The 17,801-nt window shown below is 58.3% G+C and carries 14 protein-coding genes; 3 read left to right on the top strand and 11 right to left on the bottom strand.

The window, feature by feature from the left end; translation table 11 throughout:
- Positions 1-46: 46 nt before the first annotated feature.
- From FEE99_RS16930 to FEE99_RS16915, 4 genes are all read right to left on the bottom strand, one after another.
- Positions 47-424 (bottom strand): type 1 fimbrial protein, encoded by a 378-nt coding sequence (locus FEE99_RS16930; protein ID WP_016774580.1) that lies wholly within the window; start codon positions 422-424, stop codon positions 47-49.
- A gap of 102 nt (positions 425-526) precedes the next feature.
- A complete protein-coding gene (locus FEE99_RS16925) occupies positions 527-4,159 on the bottom strand; it encodes a transporter substrate-binding domain-containing protein (RefSeq protein WP_041478778.1) in 3,633 nt (1,210 codons plus the stop codon).
- 7 nt (positions 4,160-4,166) lie between these two features.
- On the bottom strand, positions 4,167-4,874 hold the full coding sequence (locus FEE99_RS16920; protein WP_041478777.1) for a response regulator transcription factor: 708 nt from the start codon (positions 4,872-4,874) through the stop codon (positions 4,167-4,169).
- A 173-nt stretch (positions 4,875-5,047) separates the two neighbouring features.
- Positions 5,048-6,268, bottom strand: coding sequence for an EAL domain-containing response regulator (locus FEE99_RS16915; RefSeq protein WP_024012832.1), 1,221 nt, complete (start codon positions 6,266-6,268; stop codon positions 5,048-5,050).
- A gap of 320 nt (positions 6,269-6,588) precedes the next feature.
- Here FEE99_RS16915 and FEE99_RS16910 point away from each other — a divergent pair, with 320 nt between their 5' ends.
- From FEE99_RS16910 to FEE99_RS16900, 3 genes are all read left to right on the top strand, one after another.
- Positions 6,589-7,194, top strand: a complete 606-nt coding sequence (locus FEE99_RS16910) for a fimbrial protein (protein ID WP_016774577.1) — start codon at positions 6,589-6,591, stop codon at positions 7,192-7,194.
- A gap of 68 nt (positions 7,195-7,262) precedes the next feature.
- Entirely contained in the window at positions 7,263-8,012 is a 750-nt protein-coding gene (locus FEE99_RS16905) for a fimbrial biogenesis chaperone (protein ID WP_041478776.1), read from the top strand.
- Between the two features lie 197 nt (positions 8,013-8,209).
- Positions 8,210-10,669: a fimbria/pilus outer membrane usher protein gene (locus FEE99_RS16900; RefSeq protein WP_041478804.1), complete on the top strand. Its 2,460-nt coding sequence runs from the start codon at positions 8,210-8,212 to the stop codon at positions 10,667-10,669.
- A 122-nt stretch (positions 10,670-10,791) separates the two neighbouring features.
- Here FEE99_RS16900 and FEE99_RS16895 read toward each other — a convergent pair whose 3' ends face one another.
- The 7 genes from FEE99_RS16895 to FEE99_RS16865 form a co-directional block, all read right to left on the bottom strand.
- Entirely contained in the window at positions 10,792-11,697 is a 906-nt protein-coding gene (locus tag FEE99_RS16895) for a LysR family transcriptional regulator (protein WP_016774575.1), read from the bottom strand.
- Between the two features lie 87 nt (positions 11,698-11,784).
- Positions 11,785-12,321, bottom strand: a complete 537-nt coding sequence (locus FEE99_RS16890; RefSeq protein ID WP_024012829.1) for a 2,4'-dihydroxyacetophenone dioxygenase family protein — start codon at positions 12,319-12,321, stop codon at positions 11,785-11,787.
- 130 nt (positions 12,322-12,451) lie between these two features.
- Complete coding sequence (locus FEE99_RS16885; protein WP_041478775.1) at positions 12,452-13,576, bottom strand: glycerol dehydrogenase; 1,125 nt, start codon at positions 13,574-13,576, stop codon at positions 12,452-12,454.
- Positions 13,577-13,600: 24 nt separating this feature from the next.
- Positions 13,601-14,371, bottom strand: coding sequence for an SDR family oxidoreductase (locus FEE99_RS16880; RefSeq protein ID WP_041478774.1), 771 nt, complete (start codon positions 14,369-14,371; stop codon positions 13,601-13,603).
- A 33-nt stretch (positions 14,372-14,404) separates the two neighbouring features.
- Complete coding sequence (locus FEE99_RS16875; protein WP_041478773.1) at positions 14,405-15,109, bottom strand: ABC transporter ATP-binding protein; 705 nt, start codon at positions 15,107-15,109, stop codon at positions 14,405-14,407.
- Complete coding sequence (locus FEE99_RS16870; RefSeq protein WP_208601935.1) at positions 15,102-16,883, bottom strand: branched-chain amino acid ABC transporter ATP-binding protein/permease; 1,782 nt, start codon at positions 16,881-16,883, stop codon at positions 15,102-15,104. Before FEE99_RS16870 ends, FEE99_RS16875 begins: the two co-directional genes overlap by 8 nt.
- An 11-nt stretch (positions 16,884-16,894) precedes the next feature.
- On the bottom strand, positions 16,895-17,770 hold the full coding sequence (locus FEE99_RS16865) for a branched-chain amino acid ABC transporter permease (protein ID WP_024012825.1): 876 nt from the start codon (positions 17,768-17,770) through the stop codon (positions 16,895-16,897).
- Positions 17,771-17,801 lie beyond the last annotated feature (31 nt).

Here is a 17,801-nt window from a genome sequence, read left to right as displayed (position 1 = left end):
TCAGTAACCTTGAAACAAGGGGCGCAGGCTCATTCTTTCCAAGCCATCAAGGCAGCGTCATCGTCACTACGTAATTACCGCTCGTTATCTGGTGACCCTTGTTGTCCGTGAGCAGCAAGCGCTGGTCGTAATAATCGTCCTGCTCATGAGTATCGGCAATCACCTTCACAAACACCTGCTGGCGCGACTCACCTCGCCCTGCCGCACTGACGTTGTTCACGGTAAAAATCTGCCCGGTGCTTGCCTGGGGGCAATCAAGCAACTCGACAGAAGAATGGCTGGCGCCACTGGCAATGCAACTTGCCTCGACAATTCGACCGCTGAAGCGAATCACTCCGCTGACCGGCGCAGACTGGGCTGCGCTGACGGTGTCAAAACCGAGCAGGCAAAGGCAGGCAATCAATAAAGGACGTCGAATGATCATCGCGAAACTCCATGGTTATTAACCAAGGTATCGCCCGCTGCAAAATGATCTTTAACGTCAGCTTCAATGCAAGGCCAGTCGGATGGTCATGAGCCGATACGTTTACAGCTCGATCCGTTTGATTTTCTTGATCAGATCAGCCTGTGCATGCTCCAGCTTCAATGCACTGCGATTGAGGTCCAGCGAATCGATAACAGGCGCCTCGCACTCGGCTTCAAGCTCGTTACACGCCTCAATGACCTGATGCTCGGCAACAATGCGCGCCGCCCCCTTGATGCGGTGCGCCAGGTCAGCCAACAGCCCGGGATCGCTTTCGGGTATTAGCGAATGCAACTCCTCCAGATCCTTTTCGCAACTCGACAGCGCCTCGCGCAGAAGTTCTTTCATCATGTCGAGATCGCCTCCGGTGAGCTCGTCAAGACGCTCGCGAATCGAACCCAGCTCCTTGATAGTCGCCGCAGGCGGGCTTTCAAATGGCTGGGTTTCAACATTTTTTTCCCAGCCTGCAAGCATGATCGACAAGGTGCCGAGACTGATCGGTTTGAACAGACAATCATCCATCCCGGCCTCCCGGCATTTCACTTTTTCTTCCGGCTGCGCGTTGGCCGTGAAGCCCAGTACGATGCACGGCGATCCACCACTTTCGCGTTCGTCCTGGCGAATGGTGCGGGCCAGCTCATAGCCGTTCATGACCGGCATGTTGCAGTCTGTGATCACAATGTCGAACGGCTCCGAGCGCCACAGCGCCAATGCCTGGGCACCGTCGGCGGCATCACGCACCGCCTGGCCAAGGAAACTCAGCTGCTGCGTCAACAGCAGGCGGTTGGCGCTCTGGTCATCGACTACGAGAATCCTGAGTGTCGGTACCGGTTTGTCCTGAACAACCGAAACAGGCAGCACTTTGCCGCCAAGCGGGCTGAGAATATTGAAGAACAGCGACACTTCCAGGCAGGTGCCTTTGCCAAGCGTACTGGTAATGTTCAGCCGCCCGCCCATCAATTCGCACAATGAACGGGAGATCGCCAGTCCCAAACCGGTGCCGCCTCTGCTGGAGGGACCATGATTAGCTTGGGAAAACGGCTGGAACAGATTCTGCAGATCGGCGCTGGAAATGCCGATGCCGGTGTCCTCGACCTTGAGGTCGACCTGCAAGCGTTCGTCAGCGAGACGTTGGCCGCGAATCGAGACGCTGACATGACCGGTGTCGGTAAACTTGATCGCGTTGCCCACCAGGTTCGAGAGCACCTGCTGGAAGCGCATCGGATCAACCAGCACGTCACAGCCGACAGTGGCGTCGATGTCGAGCTTAAGCACCAGACTCTTCTGCCTGGCCAAGCCGTCGAACACCCGCGCCACGGATTCGACCAATTCGCGCAGGTTGGCACGTTTCGGCGAAAGGCTGACATGGCCCGATTCGATGCGTACCACATCGAGGATATCGCCGATCAGTTCCAGCAGACCTTTTGCCGAGTCGTATGCCACTTCAATCGCCGGCCGATCGAAGTGACCTTGCTCGGCACGCTTGAGGGTAAGTTCGAGCATGCCGATCACGGCGCTCATCGGCGTACGGATTTCGTGGCTCATGGTCGCCAGGAACGTGGTTTTGGCGCGGCTCGACTCGTCAGCCAGCTCTTTCGCCGAACGCAACTCCTCGATCAGTTCACGGCGTTCGCTGATATCGATCCAGCCGCAGATCACGCCTCTGACTTCACCCGCCGTGTCGTGATACGGCTGGATCCAGTGGTAAATGATCAGCCGCGTATCACCGACATGCAGCGTGCGATCCACCTCGTAAGGTTCGTCCTGCTCGATGACGCGCAGGTAGTCGTCGTGAAATTGCAACGCCTCCTGACGATTGCGCTTGCCGCTTTCGAGCACGGTCTTGCCGATCACGTCCTTTTCCAGCAGGCCAAATGTTTGCAGATAATTATTATTGCAGGTGACAAGCCGACCTTCACGATCACGCACGTAGATGGGATGCGGCGTGCCGTTGATCAACGCTCCCATGAACTTCAACTGATCGCCCAGCAAGCGCTCTGCCCGGCTGCGTTCGCGGATCTGCCGGCGAATATAGAAATTCCACGCCAGCGATCCCAGGATAATCAGGAACGCGCCAGCGCTGATCTGGTAGATCAGCGCCTTGTAATCGCGCCACGACAACCCCGAAAACGCTGCAATGGGACGCCACCTGTTGAGGATTACGTCCAGCTCATCCGGCGGAATGCTCAGCAGCGCCTTGTTCAGAATGCTGACCAGTTCGGTATCGGCACGCCGCGCGGCGAAAGCGAGGAAGCCTTTGTTCATGCCGACGATGTTGGAGATACGCAAGCTGTCGCTGTAGATGTGGGCGATGTAGTAGCGCGCACTGTGCAACGTGGTAATCATCGCGTCCGCTCGACCGTCCTTCACGTCAGCCAAGGCGCCCAGAACTGTTTCGTTATCAACGATCTCGATGTCGGGGTAGTCCTTGAGCAGCTCACGCTCAGCCGAACTTTCGGGCACTGCGACGCGCTTGCCGCGCAGCTCCTGCAGGCTTGAAGGCGCGCCTGCGTCCTTGGTGGTGACGATCACAAAAGGGCTGGCAAGGAACGGATGAGTGAAACGCATGCCGACTTCCCGCGAGACCGTTGGTGTCAGCAGAGAAATATCCGCGCTGCCATCCAGCAGACGCGTGCTCAGACTGGAAAAGCTGTCGGTGCGCTCGACATTGATCTGCAAGCCGGTACGCCGCTGGATGAGCTCGAGCAGATCAGCGCCGATCCCGCCAAAGTTGCCGTCACCATCAAAGAATGCAAACGGTGCCTGATCGTCATTGATCACGAACCGCGCGACCGGATGCAGCTCAAGCCAACGTGCTTCGCCGGGTGTCAGGTCAATGCGTTTGGGCGTCAGCGCCCCGCCGCCGCCCGACCAGCGCTTGGTGATTTCGGCAATCTTCGCATCACCCAGCGACTCGAGGGTCGAATCGATCAGACGCAGCAATTGGTCGTTGCCCCGGCGCAAGGCAAAGCTGAAACCGCTGGTTTGGGTTTTGACGAAAGAGTGCAGCCGCACATAGTTGAAGTAGTTGAGGTTGATCAGGTAATTGCTCGACACCGTATCGCCGAGAAACAGGTCGACCTTGCCAAAAGCCAGCGCAGCCAGTGCCAACTCGTTCGATGGAAAAAGCACGAATTCGGCGTTGGGGTATAACGCGTGTAATTGACTGGAAGGCAGGTAATCGTCGGCAACCGCAATACGCAAACCGGCCAGATTGGCCGGCATCGGTCGTCGATCATCGCCGCGCATGAACATCGCCGGCACGTCTTCGACATAAGGCTTACTGAGCGTGACGAGGCCGTCGATCAACTCGAAACTGTTGGAGCTGCCCAGCATGTCGATGTCGCCACGCTCGAGCGCCGCCATGGCGTCGCGACGGTCGGGATAAGCCTTGACGGTAACTTCGACATGCAAGGCCTGACCGATAATGCAGGCGATGTCGGCGGCTATTCCCTCGTACCGCGTACCGCTGGCGGTCATGACATAAGGCGGGAAATCCGGAAGCGCCGAGCCTAGCACCAGACTGCGCTTCTGCCGCAGCCAACTCCAGTCTTCATTGGCCAGATCGACTTGCAGCTCCTTGCAGTCAGACCGACCGAACACCTGCAGAGTGCGCGGCTCTGCTGCCCACAACGACCCGCTACCGAACATGACAAGCACACTGACTAGCAAAACACCGCGCAACAGATGAAACATAAGCGTGTTATCCCTGGTTGTCCGCCGTCAGGCTGTGCTGCAACTTGAACAGCTCCGCATCACCACGAATGCCAAGCTTTTTGAAAGCGGCCTGTTTTTGCCCGCTGATGGTTTTGCGACTGCGCGAGAACTTCAAAGCGATCTGCGTGACTCCCATCCCCTCGAGGCAGCAGCGCAATACTTCTTTTTCTTTCGGTGACAGAAGAGGATTACTGAGGAAGTCGTCGCCGTGCGCCGCGCCATCGTCATTGGCACCAGCAGGTTCGTCGACCGACGCAGGCAGCACATCGAGTTCGAAGGCCATTTCCGGCGACAGATACAACTGGCCGGACGCAGCACTGCGGATGGCGGTGATCAGGTCATCGACCGACTGCGACTTGCCGAAGAATCCGCTGACGCCCGCCCCGATCGCCATGTTCACTACCGCCGGGCGCTCTTCGGAAGATGAGACAAGGATGCGCATGCCCGGATATTGCTTGCGCAGCAGGCGGATCAGATTAAGCCCGTCCAGCTCCCCATCGTGCAGTTTGTAATCGAGTATCAGCAGGTCGATGTCGATTTCGCGCAATCCGGTGAGCAACTGCGCGCTGCTGCCATACACACCTACGACACTGAACTCGGCTTCGCGCGTCAGCCGCGACTTCATCGCCAGACGTATGAGCGAGTGATCATCAAGGATGGCAACGCGTAACGGATTCACGACTGACCAATGCATGAACAGCTCCATGATGAAGAGTGTTGGAGGACCATCAGCACTTGGCAACCGCAGCAAATCCCGGGCATCACCGAAGCATTCAGGTGCATCTGATTGATTTCTCGGCACATGATGAGTGTTTTGAAGGCGTGACGAAATAGGGCTTTGTCCCAAAAGTCAGAATGCCGCTTGCATCAACGATCGGATGTGCCTATTGCGCGGCGCCAGGACGACTTCTGGCCTTCGAAACGCCAATCGACCAGATGCGCCCAGTTCATGGGTCGAGCATAGAAGAAGCCCTGCCCCCACTGACAACCAAGCCGCGCCAGATGCTGAACCTGATCTGCGGTTTCAATACCCTCTGCCACCACGCGCATGTCCAATTCCCGGGCCAGGGCCAACGCCCCGTGGATGACCGCGCTGTAGCGCGCCTGATGGAAATTCTGCACGAAGCCGGCGTCGAGTTTGATTTCGTTGAACGGCATCTGGCACAGCCGCTCAAGTGAAGAATAGCCGACACCGAAATCATCGATTGCCAGACTGAAGCCGAGCATGCGCAGACGCACCATGTTTTCCATGCTGATCTCGGGCATCTGCAGCAGGCCGGTTTCCGTGAGCTCGAAAATGAGCCCAGCTGGCGAGGCGCCATGGATGCGCAACAGCGCCTTGATCCGGTCGACAAGATTCGGATTGGCCATCTGCGTCACGTCGAGATTGAACGCCAGCTTGAACGGCTTGCCGTGAGACTGGACGAAGCGCTGCAGACTCAAGCCTTGCGTGAGCAGGCTGAAAAACATCTCATCGAGCAGCCCGCAGCGCTCGATCGTCGGCAAGAACATGCCTGGCGAGAGCAAGCCGCGACTGGGGCTCTGCCATCGCACCAGCACCTCGGCGCCATCCACCTCACCACTGCGCAGATGAAACTTGGGCTGGAAATAGGCGCGAAATTCCTGACGGCGTATCGCTTCGAGCACTTCGTTCTCCGAAGGCTGATCGAGATGACTTTCCACCACTTTGGCATCGCCCGGAGTGTGCGGCCGATAACGCGCCAACAATGGCCCCAGCACATCGACCATCAGAGGCTTGCCGACACTGCCAAGCAATTCCAGCCCCTGCAACGTGACAATCCGGTCAACCGTGCGCAACAAGTCTTCAGGCAGTGAACTGCAGATAATCACTGCACGAATCAAACCGGCCTCTCTCGCCAGGCGCAAGAACGTCAAACCATCCATCCCGGCCATGCTCAAGTCACACAATGCAACGTCCACGCCTCCAGCCTGGGATATCACAGCCAGCGCATCCTTGCCGTCAGCCGCCTGAAAGATATTTTTGTACCCCAGACTATTAAGCGCACTGACTGCCGCCGTGCGCTGAAAGGCGTGATCTTCCAAGACCAATATACGAAGCGTGTTCACAAACCTGGAACCTCTTTCTATCAGTCGTTAATAGCGAAAGTCTGAATAATCTTTCAAGCAGGACGCCCGCTCACAAACTTTGCGTTGACTGAGAATTTCTGCATCCGCGAATACTAGCCAGACAAAGACCGCACGACTTTGAGAATTGTCTCATTTGGTTCGCTGCACCATTACCGCAAATATGAATACGCCACTGCCATATTACTGACTGCCTCGCACCTTTATCGCTTTAAGACAAATCCCAAAGACCCGCCACCACCGCACACCTAATATGGCCTGGCATTTCAATGCAGCACTTCACAATAACTTCGGATATAAACATGAAAAAGTTCGCTTTCGCAGTACTCACTCTTTCCGTACTGGCTGCCTCCACTGGCGCAGTGGCTGAAGAAGAAGCCGCTAAAGCTGTCAAGGGCGGCAGCGGTCAAATCAGCTTCACCGGCGTTATCAATAACGACGCTTGCTCGGTAGATGGCGCCTTGGGTAACGACAAGATGATTGCCGTGGACATGGGCAGCGTGTCGATCAAAGACATGGGCACCGACTCTGCTCCGGGCGCCGGTCGTGTGGCCGCCAACGATTTCAACCTGAAAGTGAACTGCAACGCTGGCACCAAGGTTTCGATGCTGTTCAAACCAACCGTAAACGGCGGTTCGGGCCTGGTTGATGGCAAGAAAGTTCTCAAGCTGCAGGGTGCAGACGCGGCCAAAGGCGTTGGTATCGCACTGCTGGACAGCAATGGCCAGTTGATCGACCTGAGCTCCGAAGCCACTGCCAAAGTGCAGACCAACCTGACTGGCGACGCAACCACAGGTGGTGACGGCACCCTGTCGTTCGCAGCCGCTTACGTCACCACCGGCGACAAGACCACCGCTACTGCCGGTACCGGTAACGCCACTCTGCCGTTCGTTCTCGAATACGAATAAGCAGCCCGCAATACCTGGACGGGGCCGCTGTGCCTCGTCCTTCCCGAACAGATTAATCGGTGAAATCTATGTTAAGTCGCTACTTTCCGCTTTGCCTGGGGCTTGCCGGGGTGTTGATGACGCACTCGGCATTCGCCAGCATCTCCTTGAGCTCCACCCGGATTATCTTCGATGGCGCGCACAAAGAGGCGAATGTCACCGTGCGCAACGGCGGACAAACCATTCTGGCGCAATCGTGGCTGGATGCCGGCGACACCGCTGGCAGCGCACCGCCTTTCGCAGTTACTCCACCACTGGCCAAACTTGAGCCCAATCAACAGCAATTACTGAGGATTCTTTATGAAGGCCGCGGCATGCCTGCGGACAAGGAGTCGGTGGTATGGCTGAACGTGCAGGAAATCCCCCAGGCCAGTGCTGCCGATGTCAACACGCTGCAATTGGCGGTACGTCAGCGTATCAAGGTCTTCTTCCGCCCGGACGGACTCACCGGTGATGCCGCAAAGGCACCGGAGCAACTTGCATGGCAATTGGTCACTCAGGCTGGCAAGTCGGTGCTGAAAGTAAAAAACCAAAGCAACTACCACGTGTCGCTGGCGGATCTGAAAGTCGTTGCAGGGAAAAAAGCGGAATTGGTAATTGATTCGACAATGATCGTTCCAGGGGAAGTTCGCTCATTCAATCTGAAAGATCTGCCAGCTGGTACTTCGCATTTGAGTTTTTCAGCAATTAACGATTACGGCGCACAACAACGATTCGATGCACCACTAAGCGTTGCCGAAAGCCATGCCGAGCGCGTGAAAGATGCCTCCGCCCAGTAAATCCCCCACCCCACCCTGCCAACTTACAAGCTATTCACAAGTTCCGGACTCCGGTTGAAGCAACACGGACTGATAAGGCAAATTGCATGTTTTCCTCCCAACACCACACATCTGAAAGTTGTGTTAAGCATCATGTTGCGCGCCAGAAAAACAAAGCGGCGTTGGGCTGCCTGCATCCATTGTGCTTTGCTATCAACATGGCCATTTGCGGATTCGCCGTGGGCGCCGAAGCCCCGGCCGCAGTGGCGAGTGAATCTTTCAATACGCTGTTCCTTGAAGGTTCATCGGCGGTCGATCTGCAACCGTTGCTGAATGCCAACAGCGTCTTGCCAGGCCAATACCGCGTCGACGTGTTCAGCAACGGCACGCTGGTCGGGCGTCGCGATATCGATTTCGCGGCCAACCCGGTCAACGGCAAAGTCGAGCCACGCATCACTCTGGAACTGTTGCAGCAGCTGGGTGTGGACATGCGCAAACTGCGTGAGCAGGGTCTGGTTGACGAGCAACACCCTGCCGATCACTACGACCTGCCTGCGATGATCGAGCAAGCCAGTCTCAGCTTCGATGCCAACCGCCTGCGCCTCAACATCAGCGTGCCGCAGGTCGCCATGGCTCGGGGCTCGCGCGGCTATGTAGATCCAGAGCTTTGGGACGAAGGTGTGGCCGCCGGCTTCATCAACTATCAGTTGAGCAGCACCCGCAGCAAAACCGATTACTCGACGCAAATTTCCAACAACCTCGGGCTTCGCAACGGCCTGAACCTGGGCGCCTGGCGGCTGCGCAACGAGTCCAACCTGAGCAGCTCCACCGGCCGGCCCAATCGGTTCGTCAGCAACCGCACCTTCATCCAGCGCGACCTCACGGCGATCAAGGGGCAACTGAGTGCGGGGGAAATCTTTTCCGATTCGGATCTGTTCGACAGCGTGCGCTATCAAGGCGTCAAGGTGGCCTCTGATGAAGGCATGCGCGCAGACAGTGAGCGCGGCTATGCGCCGATCATTCGTGGCGTGGCTGAAACCAATGCAACGATCGAGGTCCGCCAGGATAACTACATTCTCTACACCACCAACGTGCCGCCGGGTCCGTTCGAGATCAGTGACATCTATCCATCGGGCTCCAACGGCGACCTGGAGATCACCATTGTTGAAGCGGATGGACGGCGCAAGGTCACCCGACAGGCATTCTCCGCCCTGCCGACGATGGTGCGTGAGGGACAGTTGAAGTACAGCCTGTCGAGCGGCAAATTCAATAACAACAGCGAGGGCTATGACAAGCCCGCCTTCCTCAGCGGCACGTTCGCCTACGGCTTGACCAGCAACCTGACAGGCATTGCCGGCCTTCAGGCCAGCAATGGTTTCAAGGCGATTTCAGTCGGTGCGGCGAAGAACACCTCGATTGGCGCGATGTCCCTGGACGTTACGCAATCGTCCAGCAAGACATTCGGCAAAACCACCCAGGGCAGCAGTGTCCGCGCGCTCTATGCAAAGACCTTCACCGGTACCGATACCAGCTTCACCCTCGCCGCCTATCGTTATTCGACCGAGGGTTACCGCACGCTGACCGACCATGTGCAGGACACCAGCGCCGGCGCTACGCGGCGCGCGGGCAATGCCAAAACCCGTACCGACCTCACGGTCAACCAGACCCTTGGCGAAGCGCGCCAGTTCGGCTCGCTGTATTTGAATGCCAGTGACCAGCGCTATTGGGATCGCGGTGGCTCGCGCAGCTTTTCCGCCGGCTACAACAACAATTGGCGCGACCTGAACTACAACATCAGCCTGAGCAAAACCCAGGAGTTCGGCGCGCGCGGTGACACCAGCAACGACACACAACTGAGCGTCTCGATTTCGTTTCCGCTCGGTTCGACACCCCGCGCACCGCGCGCCTACATTTCCAGTAACCATCAGAACACCGGTACCAGCACCCAAGCCGGGATCAACGGTTATCTGACCGAGGACAGCGACACCTACTATTCCGTGCAGACCGGGCGCAGTGTCCAGGGCGATCGATCTGGCTCGCTGAGCCTGAGTACCCGCACATCGATGGGCGACCTGAGCCTGGGTTACAACCGAGGCAACGGTTATGAATCACAGAACCTGAGTGCCGCCGGATCGCTGGTGGCCCATGCAGGCGGCATCAATATGGGCCAGACCGTCGGTGAAACGTTCGGTCTGGTGGAAGTGCCCGGCATGTCGGGCGTCGAAGTCAGCAGCTATTCGGGTGTGAAAACCGGCCTGAACGGCTATGCGGTTCTGCCTAACGCGCAACCGTACCGCGTGAACTGGGTAACGCTGGACACGCGTAACCTGGGCGGTGAGATCGAGCTGGACAATGCCACCCAGCAACTGGTGCCAAGACGAGGTTCGATAGTTCTTGCACGCTTCGAAGGCAGCAAAGGCAGACGCGTCCAGTTTGAACTGTACGATGCCAACGGCCAGCCGATTCCATTCGGCGCGGTGCTGTTGGATAGCGACGGCAAACAACTGGCATTGTCAGATCCGACGGGCAAGGCCCTGGCGCTGGTGACCAAAGATCACGGTGTCATCACCATCAAGTGGCAGGGCAAAAGCTGCCCCGTGCCGTACAAGCTGCCGGAAAAGGTCGAAGGTTTGAACTATGAGCAATACCGGTTGGCCTGCTCTTCGAGCGCGAAGTAGACCGACCGCGAGCTTGTCACTCTACGCCCCCTCAACCAAAACTCAGCCCTGATGATTCAGGGCATTTTTAATGCGCAGTTTGAGCATCGCGTTGATCAATACGCTGCCCCCAGAGCTGAACGTCAGGAGACCTTCCACGGATGCTCACGCCACTTGTTCTGAAAAAACTCGATGAATACTCGTATCCGTGGACTCAAATGCTTGCGATCCGAGTAAAGCAGGTAGATCGGCTCGACCACACCCGTTTTGAAATCCTCAAGCAACGGCACCAGCGTTCCCGCTTTTACATCAAGCCCGATATGAAAGTCCGCAAGCTTCACCACGCCAGCGCCTGACAGCGCCATGTCGCGCAACAGATCGCCTTGAGTAAAAGACGCGCTGGCGGTCACCGGTACCGAGACGCCGTCTCCATCCTGCAAAAATGACCATTTGTTCCACGGGCTGACGAAGCTGAAATTGAAGCAACGATGATTCAGCAAATCTGCGGGTGTGGTTGGTGTGCCGTGTTCAGCCAGGTACTGCGGCGAGGCACAGATCAGCCATTCACATTCGCCGATGCGTCTGGCAATGCGTGATGAGCTGGGCAATACGCCGCTGTGGATGGCGATATCGAGCCCTTGCTCGAAGTGATCGACGAATTGCGCGCCGAGTTGAATCTCAACGTCCAGTGAGGGATACAAATCCAGAAATTCCGGTAGCCACGGCACGATCTGGTGTTTGGCGAAAGAGGTCATGGTGTGGATGCGCAGGGTGCCACTGACCCTGGAGGGCAACGCCTCGGCCAGCGAGTCCGCCTCGTTCATGGCTTCAACGACGGCTTTGGCGCTGCGCAGGTAAGCGGCGCCCTCCTCGGTCAGCGTCAGCACGCGTGAGCCGCGCTGGAACAGCCGGACCTGCAAGCGATCTTCCAGGCGGGTGATCAGTTTGCTGACCGCTGATGGCGTCAGGTGATGGGCGCGCGCGGCAGCAGAAAAACTTCCACATTCGGTAGACCATATAAAAGCGAGCAGCTGCGAATAATTGTCCATGGCCGGTCCTGGTGAAAAGCTTGAAGGCATGTTGTCTCAACGCTTATGAAAAAGCGCGCCGAAGCGCGCTTTTTCCTGGGGTCCGGGTCAGCGAATGAACTGTTCGATGTAGTCGTCCGGCAAACCCAGCGTCTTGTAATGCGCTCGGGCGGCTTCAAGCTTGGTGAACACATCTTCGTAACCCACGGCAACGCCCTGCGGATCGACGTAAGTGTAGCCACCCTGCACGTGGAACCAGGTGATCATTTCACTCACATCCTCGGGGACGAACAGGGTATGCGTTTCACCGGGCGGCTCATAGGCAAAAGACCCCTCCTCCGCGACCCAGTCATGCTCCAGGTAGTACCAGCGCCCCTTGAGCACGATCGCATGCACGCCGCCGGTATGGCGGTGACGCGACAGCACGCCGGCCTGACGCACCCGCAACAGGTTGATGTAATAGCCGCCGCTGGTGTTGAGCAGCAATGGCTTGAAGGAGACAGATTTTGTTACCGGCACCCACAGCGCATCGTCTTCGAGCCACTGCGTCATGACGCCCGGGTGCACCATGTCGGGCGTCATGAATGGAACTTGCGGCAACTGGTACGCAATGGCGAGCTCATCAGGTTTAACAGGAGTATTCATAGTCAGGCCTCTCGGTTTTTTTGACGAATTCACAGCACTTGATTGCGCCAGGATTTCGCTTGAGGGAAAGGTTATGGCGTCGCTGTACGGGAGAAAACAGCTACTTGGTCATACCTGTTGTGACGCAGGATCACAGCATCGCGGGCGGCTTCGCGCAGCCTCTGATCAACCGCGCACCCAGGCTGTCAGCCGCCGCCAATCCTTCCACCAGGCGCTGGTAGGTCAAGGGCGGTTGCATGTTTCTGGCGTATGCCGCCGATAAGGTCGCGTCCACGAGGATAGTGATCTGCGCCGTCGTCAATGGCGTGCGCTGACCCAGCTCAGCGAACGTCACGGGCAGCTTCACCGCGTGCAGCAGACGCGCGACCTGTTCAATCTCTTCGGCCGGTCGCGCCTCCACCGCCATCTGCACCAGCGTGCCGAACGCCACTAGTTCGCCATGCAGCATCGACGCCATCGCCGGTATCGCGGTCAGCCCCCGAACCAGGGCATGGGACAGTGACAAACCACCGCTCTCGAAACCGACACCGCTAATCAGCACGGTGCCTTCGATGACCCGCTCGACATCATCGGTGAGTTCATGACGACACACCGCCTGATAAGCCGGGACGCCGTACTGCATCAGCGTGTCGAAAACCAGGTTGGTGAGCATCAATGCCGTGTGCAGCGGCGGTGTACCGAAAGAGTTGTGGCCGCCGGCGGCGTAGCACTGTCGGGCTTCGAATTTCTTGCTGATGGCATCGCCGATCCCGGCCGCGAAGAACCGTGCCGGCGCCTGAACGATGACCTCTGTATCGACAATCACCGCAGCGGGATTCATCTTCAGGAACTCCACGCCCACCACTTTGTGCTCTTCGTCGTAAAGCACGATCAGCCGACTCGTTGGCGCGTCACTTGAAGCGATCGTGGGGCAGACAATGATCGGCACGTCGAGATTGGCCGCCACCCCCTTCGCCGTATCGATGGTCTTGCCACCGCCCAGCGCAATGATGGTGTCGGGGGCGTGCAGCAATGCCTGCTCGGATAACTGCGCAATCGCAGCGCGCGTGCACTCGCCGGGAAACTCGATGTGCAATGGCTCCAATCCCTGGTCCTGCAACGCGGCGCCAACCTGCGGCCATAGATGCCGGGCGACAAACTCATCGCAAAGCACCAGCGGCCGTGATCGACCCATGTCGCTCAGCACTCTGCCCAATTGTTGCAATGCATTCGGACCCTGCTCGTAGCGCCCGGGAAATCCCATCGTTTTAACCATGACAAACGTCCTCGCAAGAAGTCATCAGCGCATCAACCAGCCGCCCGCGACATCAACCACCTGGCCGGTAATGAAGTCGCTTTCGCTCGACGTGAGAAAACACGCCGCCCTTGCCACCTCAAGCGGTGTGCCCAGCCTGCGCAGCGGCGTCTCGTCGACCACGGCTTGATTGGCCTGGGCCGATACGGTCTTGAGCAATGGCGTTTCGATTCGTCCAGGTGCCAGCGCATTGGCGGTGACACCGAACGGCCCGAGTTCGCCGGCCAGGTGGCGGGTAAAGCCGATGATTGCGGCTTTGGTCGCACTGTAGTGCGCTGCGACAATCGGCAAGAACGCGCTGCCCGCCACCGAAGACATATTGACGATGCGGCCGAACCGGCGCTCGACCATGCCGGGCACGAGCACTCGCACCAGGTTGAAGGAGCCATTGAGGTTGATATCGACAACCCGCTGCCACTCATCCGGTGCCATGGTCCAGATCGGCGCGGGTGCGCCGTGGTGTTTGGGCGAAATGCCGGCGTTGTTGATCAGCGTATCGATGGGGCCGAGCTCACCTTGCACGCGCTCGCATGCAGCAGCGCAGTCTTGAAAACTCGCGACATCAGCCTGCGCCCACGCGACCGCAAAACCCGCATCACGCAACGCCTCGGCCTGCTGTTGCACCTTGTCGGCATCAGCGTCGAGCAGCGCCACGGCTGCACCTTCTTCGCAATACAACCGCGCGATCGCCGCACCGATGCCGCCACCGGCACCGGTGACCAATACGGTGCGCCCGGCGTGTCTGGAATGAGTCATGAGCTGTTCTCACTTGCAGATGAATGGACTGGGTCAGAGCCCCAGATAAGCACGCTTGACGTGCGGGTTCTCCAGCAGTTCCTGGCCGGTGCCGCTGAGCACCACTTCGCCGTTCTCCAGCACGTAACCTCGATGAGCAATGCGCAGCGTATGAACGATGTTCTGCTCGACGATCAACACGGTGGTGCCCAACTGGAGAATCCTGTTGATGATCTCGAAGACCTGCGACACCAGCAGCGGCGACAGGCCCAGCGAGGGTTCATCAAACATCAACAATTTCGGCTCGGCCATCAGCCCCCGGGCGATGGCAACCATTTGTTGTTCGCCGCCCGACAGTGTCCCGGCGTTCTGATCAAGGCGTTCGCGCACCCTCGGAAACAGATCGAGAATATTGTCCAGACGCTGCCTGTAGCACGCTCGTGCACTGCGTTTGTAGGCGCCCATCAAGAGGTTGTCGCGCACGCTGATGAAGGGAAACAACTGGCGCCCCTCCGGTATCAGTGTCAGGCCCGCGTCGACAATCTGATCGGGGCGATTGCCATCGATGCGCTGGCCTTCGAATTCGATCGTGCCTTGGGACGGTGTGACGATGCCGCACAAGCTGCGCAGGGTCGTGGTTTTGCCGGCGCCGTTTGCGCCGACGATAGTCACCACCTCACCGGCATTGACCTCGAACGACACGCCACGAAGGATCTCCGTACCGCCATAGCCGCTGTGGACGTTGTCGAGTTTAAGCATGGCTGTACTCCTTACCGAGGTAGGCTTCGATAACCTGAGGATCGTTGATCACATCGTGAGGCGCGCCCTGCATCAGCAGCGTGCCGGAACTGATCACGACGATGCGGTCAGAAAGGCTCATGGTGGCTTGCATCAGGTGCTCGATCATCAACACGCTGACGCCCGAATCACGCACCCGGCGAATCACTGCGATGGCCTTGGCAACATCCGTCGGGTTGAGGCCGGCCATGACCTCGTCGAGCAGCAGGATGCGCGGGCGGGTCGCCAGAGCGCGGGCCATTTCCAGGCGCTTCATGCCGCCGACCGTCAAGTTGCGCGCCCGGGTGTCGAGCAGCGCGGTGAGTTCGGTCAGCTCGGCGACTTGCTCGGCGATCGCCCTGGCCTCCTTCGCGTCAGCGGTGTGCATGAATGCACCGAGCATGATGTTCTCGCAGACACTCAAATCAGCGAATGGCTGGACGATCTGAAAGGTCCGGCCAATGCCTGCCCGGGCGAACTCGGCCGGGCTGTTCGGGGTGACCCAGTCGCCATTGAGCAGGCGCACTTTCACTTGGCCTTTGGATGGCAGAAGAAACCCGGAGAGCTGGTTGAACACCGTAGTTTTGCCGGCGCCGTTCGGGCCGATCACACCCACGATTTCGCCTTCGGCCAAGCTCAGCGAAACATCGTTGGTGGCGTGCAGTCCGCCAAAGAACTTGTGCAGGTTTTCTGCGACCAGAACCGGCTCACCGTGCGTGGCCGAGTGGGGATGCGCCAAGGTCGACCCGATCGGTGCTTTTGTATTTGCCATCGAACGACGGCCGCCGGGCAATGAGTCGATCCAGGCAAATATCCGGGCCCCAAAACGCCCCACCACGCCTTGCGGAATAGTCAGCACCACCACGACCAGCACGATGCCATAGACCAGACCGTGCACCCCGCTGCCCAGATCGCCAAGCCAGCCGCGTGCCAGTTCAGCCAGCGGCAGCACCAGCAAAGTGCCGATCAGCGGTCCCGATACCGTGCCCAGTCCACCAATCAACGCGAACATGGCGATCTGAATCGACATCTCGAGAGAAAACATCGAGCCGGGTTCGATGAAGGTCAGGTACATCGCGTGAAAGCTGCCGACCAGGCTGGTGATAAATGCGGACAACACCACGGCGATCAGCTTGACCTTGACCGAGTTCACGCCCACCGCATGGGCGGCGTCTTCACGCTCACGCACGGCGATCAGGTAATAACCCAGTCGGGAATTCTTGATCTTCCACGACACTGCCAATGTGATGAGCAGAAACGCGAAGGCGATCAGCAGGTACGGCCAGCGCGGGCGGAACAACATCCACTCGAAACCGAGCTTCAGCGGTACGCCCAGCCCTGCCGCACCACCGGTCACGTCATGCTGATTGATCGCCACCAGACGCACGACCTCCAACACCGCAATGGTCGCCAAGGCAAAAAACGGCCCGCGCAATCTGAAGCACGGCCAACTGATCAGCACCGCGACAATCGACGACAGGATTGCGCCAGCGAACATGCCGATCCATGGACTGATGCCCAGTTTCATCATCAGCAGCGTCGTCGTGTAAGCGCCCACCCCGTAGAACACGGCATGCCCCAACGACAGCTGGCCGGCAAACCCGCCGACGATGTTCCAGGCACTGGCCAGTGCCGCATAACTGCATATGAGGATGAACAGGTGATAAACGAACGGCGAGCCAACGCTCAATGGAATGATCAGTAACAGCGCCAGGGCCAGTGCACTGACATAGACACGCGGGTGCAAAATATTCATGACCATTTTCCTCACTCAGACCCGCGACCGGCGCCGAAAAGGCCTGTCGGACGAAACACCAGGATGCCCAGGAAAATCGTGAAGTAGACGACCTCCTTGAGGTCCGGCGCGATGTAGTAACCGGCGAGACTGTCGACGATGCCGATCAGCATTGAACCGATCAGTGCGCCGGACAGGCTGCCCAGGCCGCCCAGCACCACAATCACAAACGCCGTCAGCACGAAGAAAGTGCCAACGGTTGGAAAGACCGGATATTGCGGAGCGATCAGTCCCGAGGCGACGCCCAGGCAGGCGCAACCCAGGCCGAAGGCAAACACATAGATGTTCTTGACGTTGACACCCATCAGTTGCGCCGCGTTGCGATGCTGTGCAGTAGCGCGGACGGCCCGGCCGAGAAACGTGTTCTGCAAAAACCAGTGCAGCCCCGCGACCAGTGCGAGCGACGCGACAAACGTGATCAACTGACCGCTGCTGACGCGAAAGGCGCCGAAGCTGACGGTCGTGGTACCGACGCTGATGTTCTTCACCGTCATGACGTCGGCACCGAAGATCAGCAACGCGCCGTTCATCAGGGCAATCGAGACGCCGACGGTGGCGAAAATCTGGATATGTCCCTCGGCGCCAAGCAACGGCTGAATGATGAAACGCTGCATTGCCGCACCAGCGGCAAACAACAGGATCGTCGCAGGAATGATCGCCATATACGGGTGGATGCCGAAGTGCGAATTCAGCAAGTACACGGCATACAGGCCGATCATCAGAAACTCGCCATGGGCGAAGTTGACCACACGCACGATGCCGAAAATCAGAGTCAGGCCGATGCTGATGATGGCCAACGTGCCACCGAGCAATAAGCCGTTTAACAGGAGCTGGATGAAAATTTCCACGGTTGGCGCCCTCTTTGCGAACGAACGAACC

Source organism: Pseudomonas sp. ef1 (assembly GCF_007293365.2).
Lineage (GTDB): Bacteria > Pseudomonadota > Gammaproteobacteria > Pseudomonadales > Pseudomonadaceae > Aquipseudomonas > Aquipseudomonas siliginis.
This window is presented reverse-complemented; position numbering and strand designations above follow the sequence as displayed.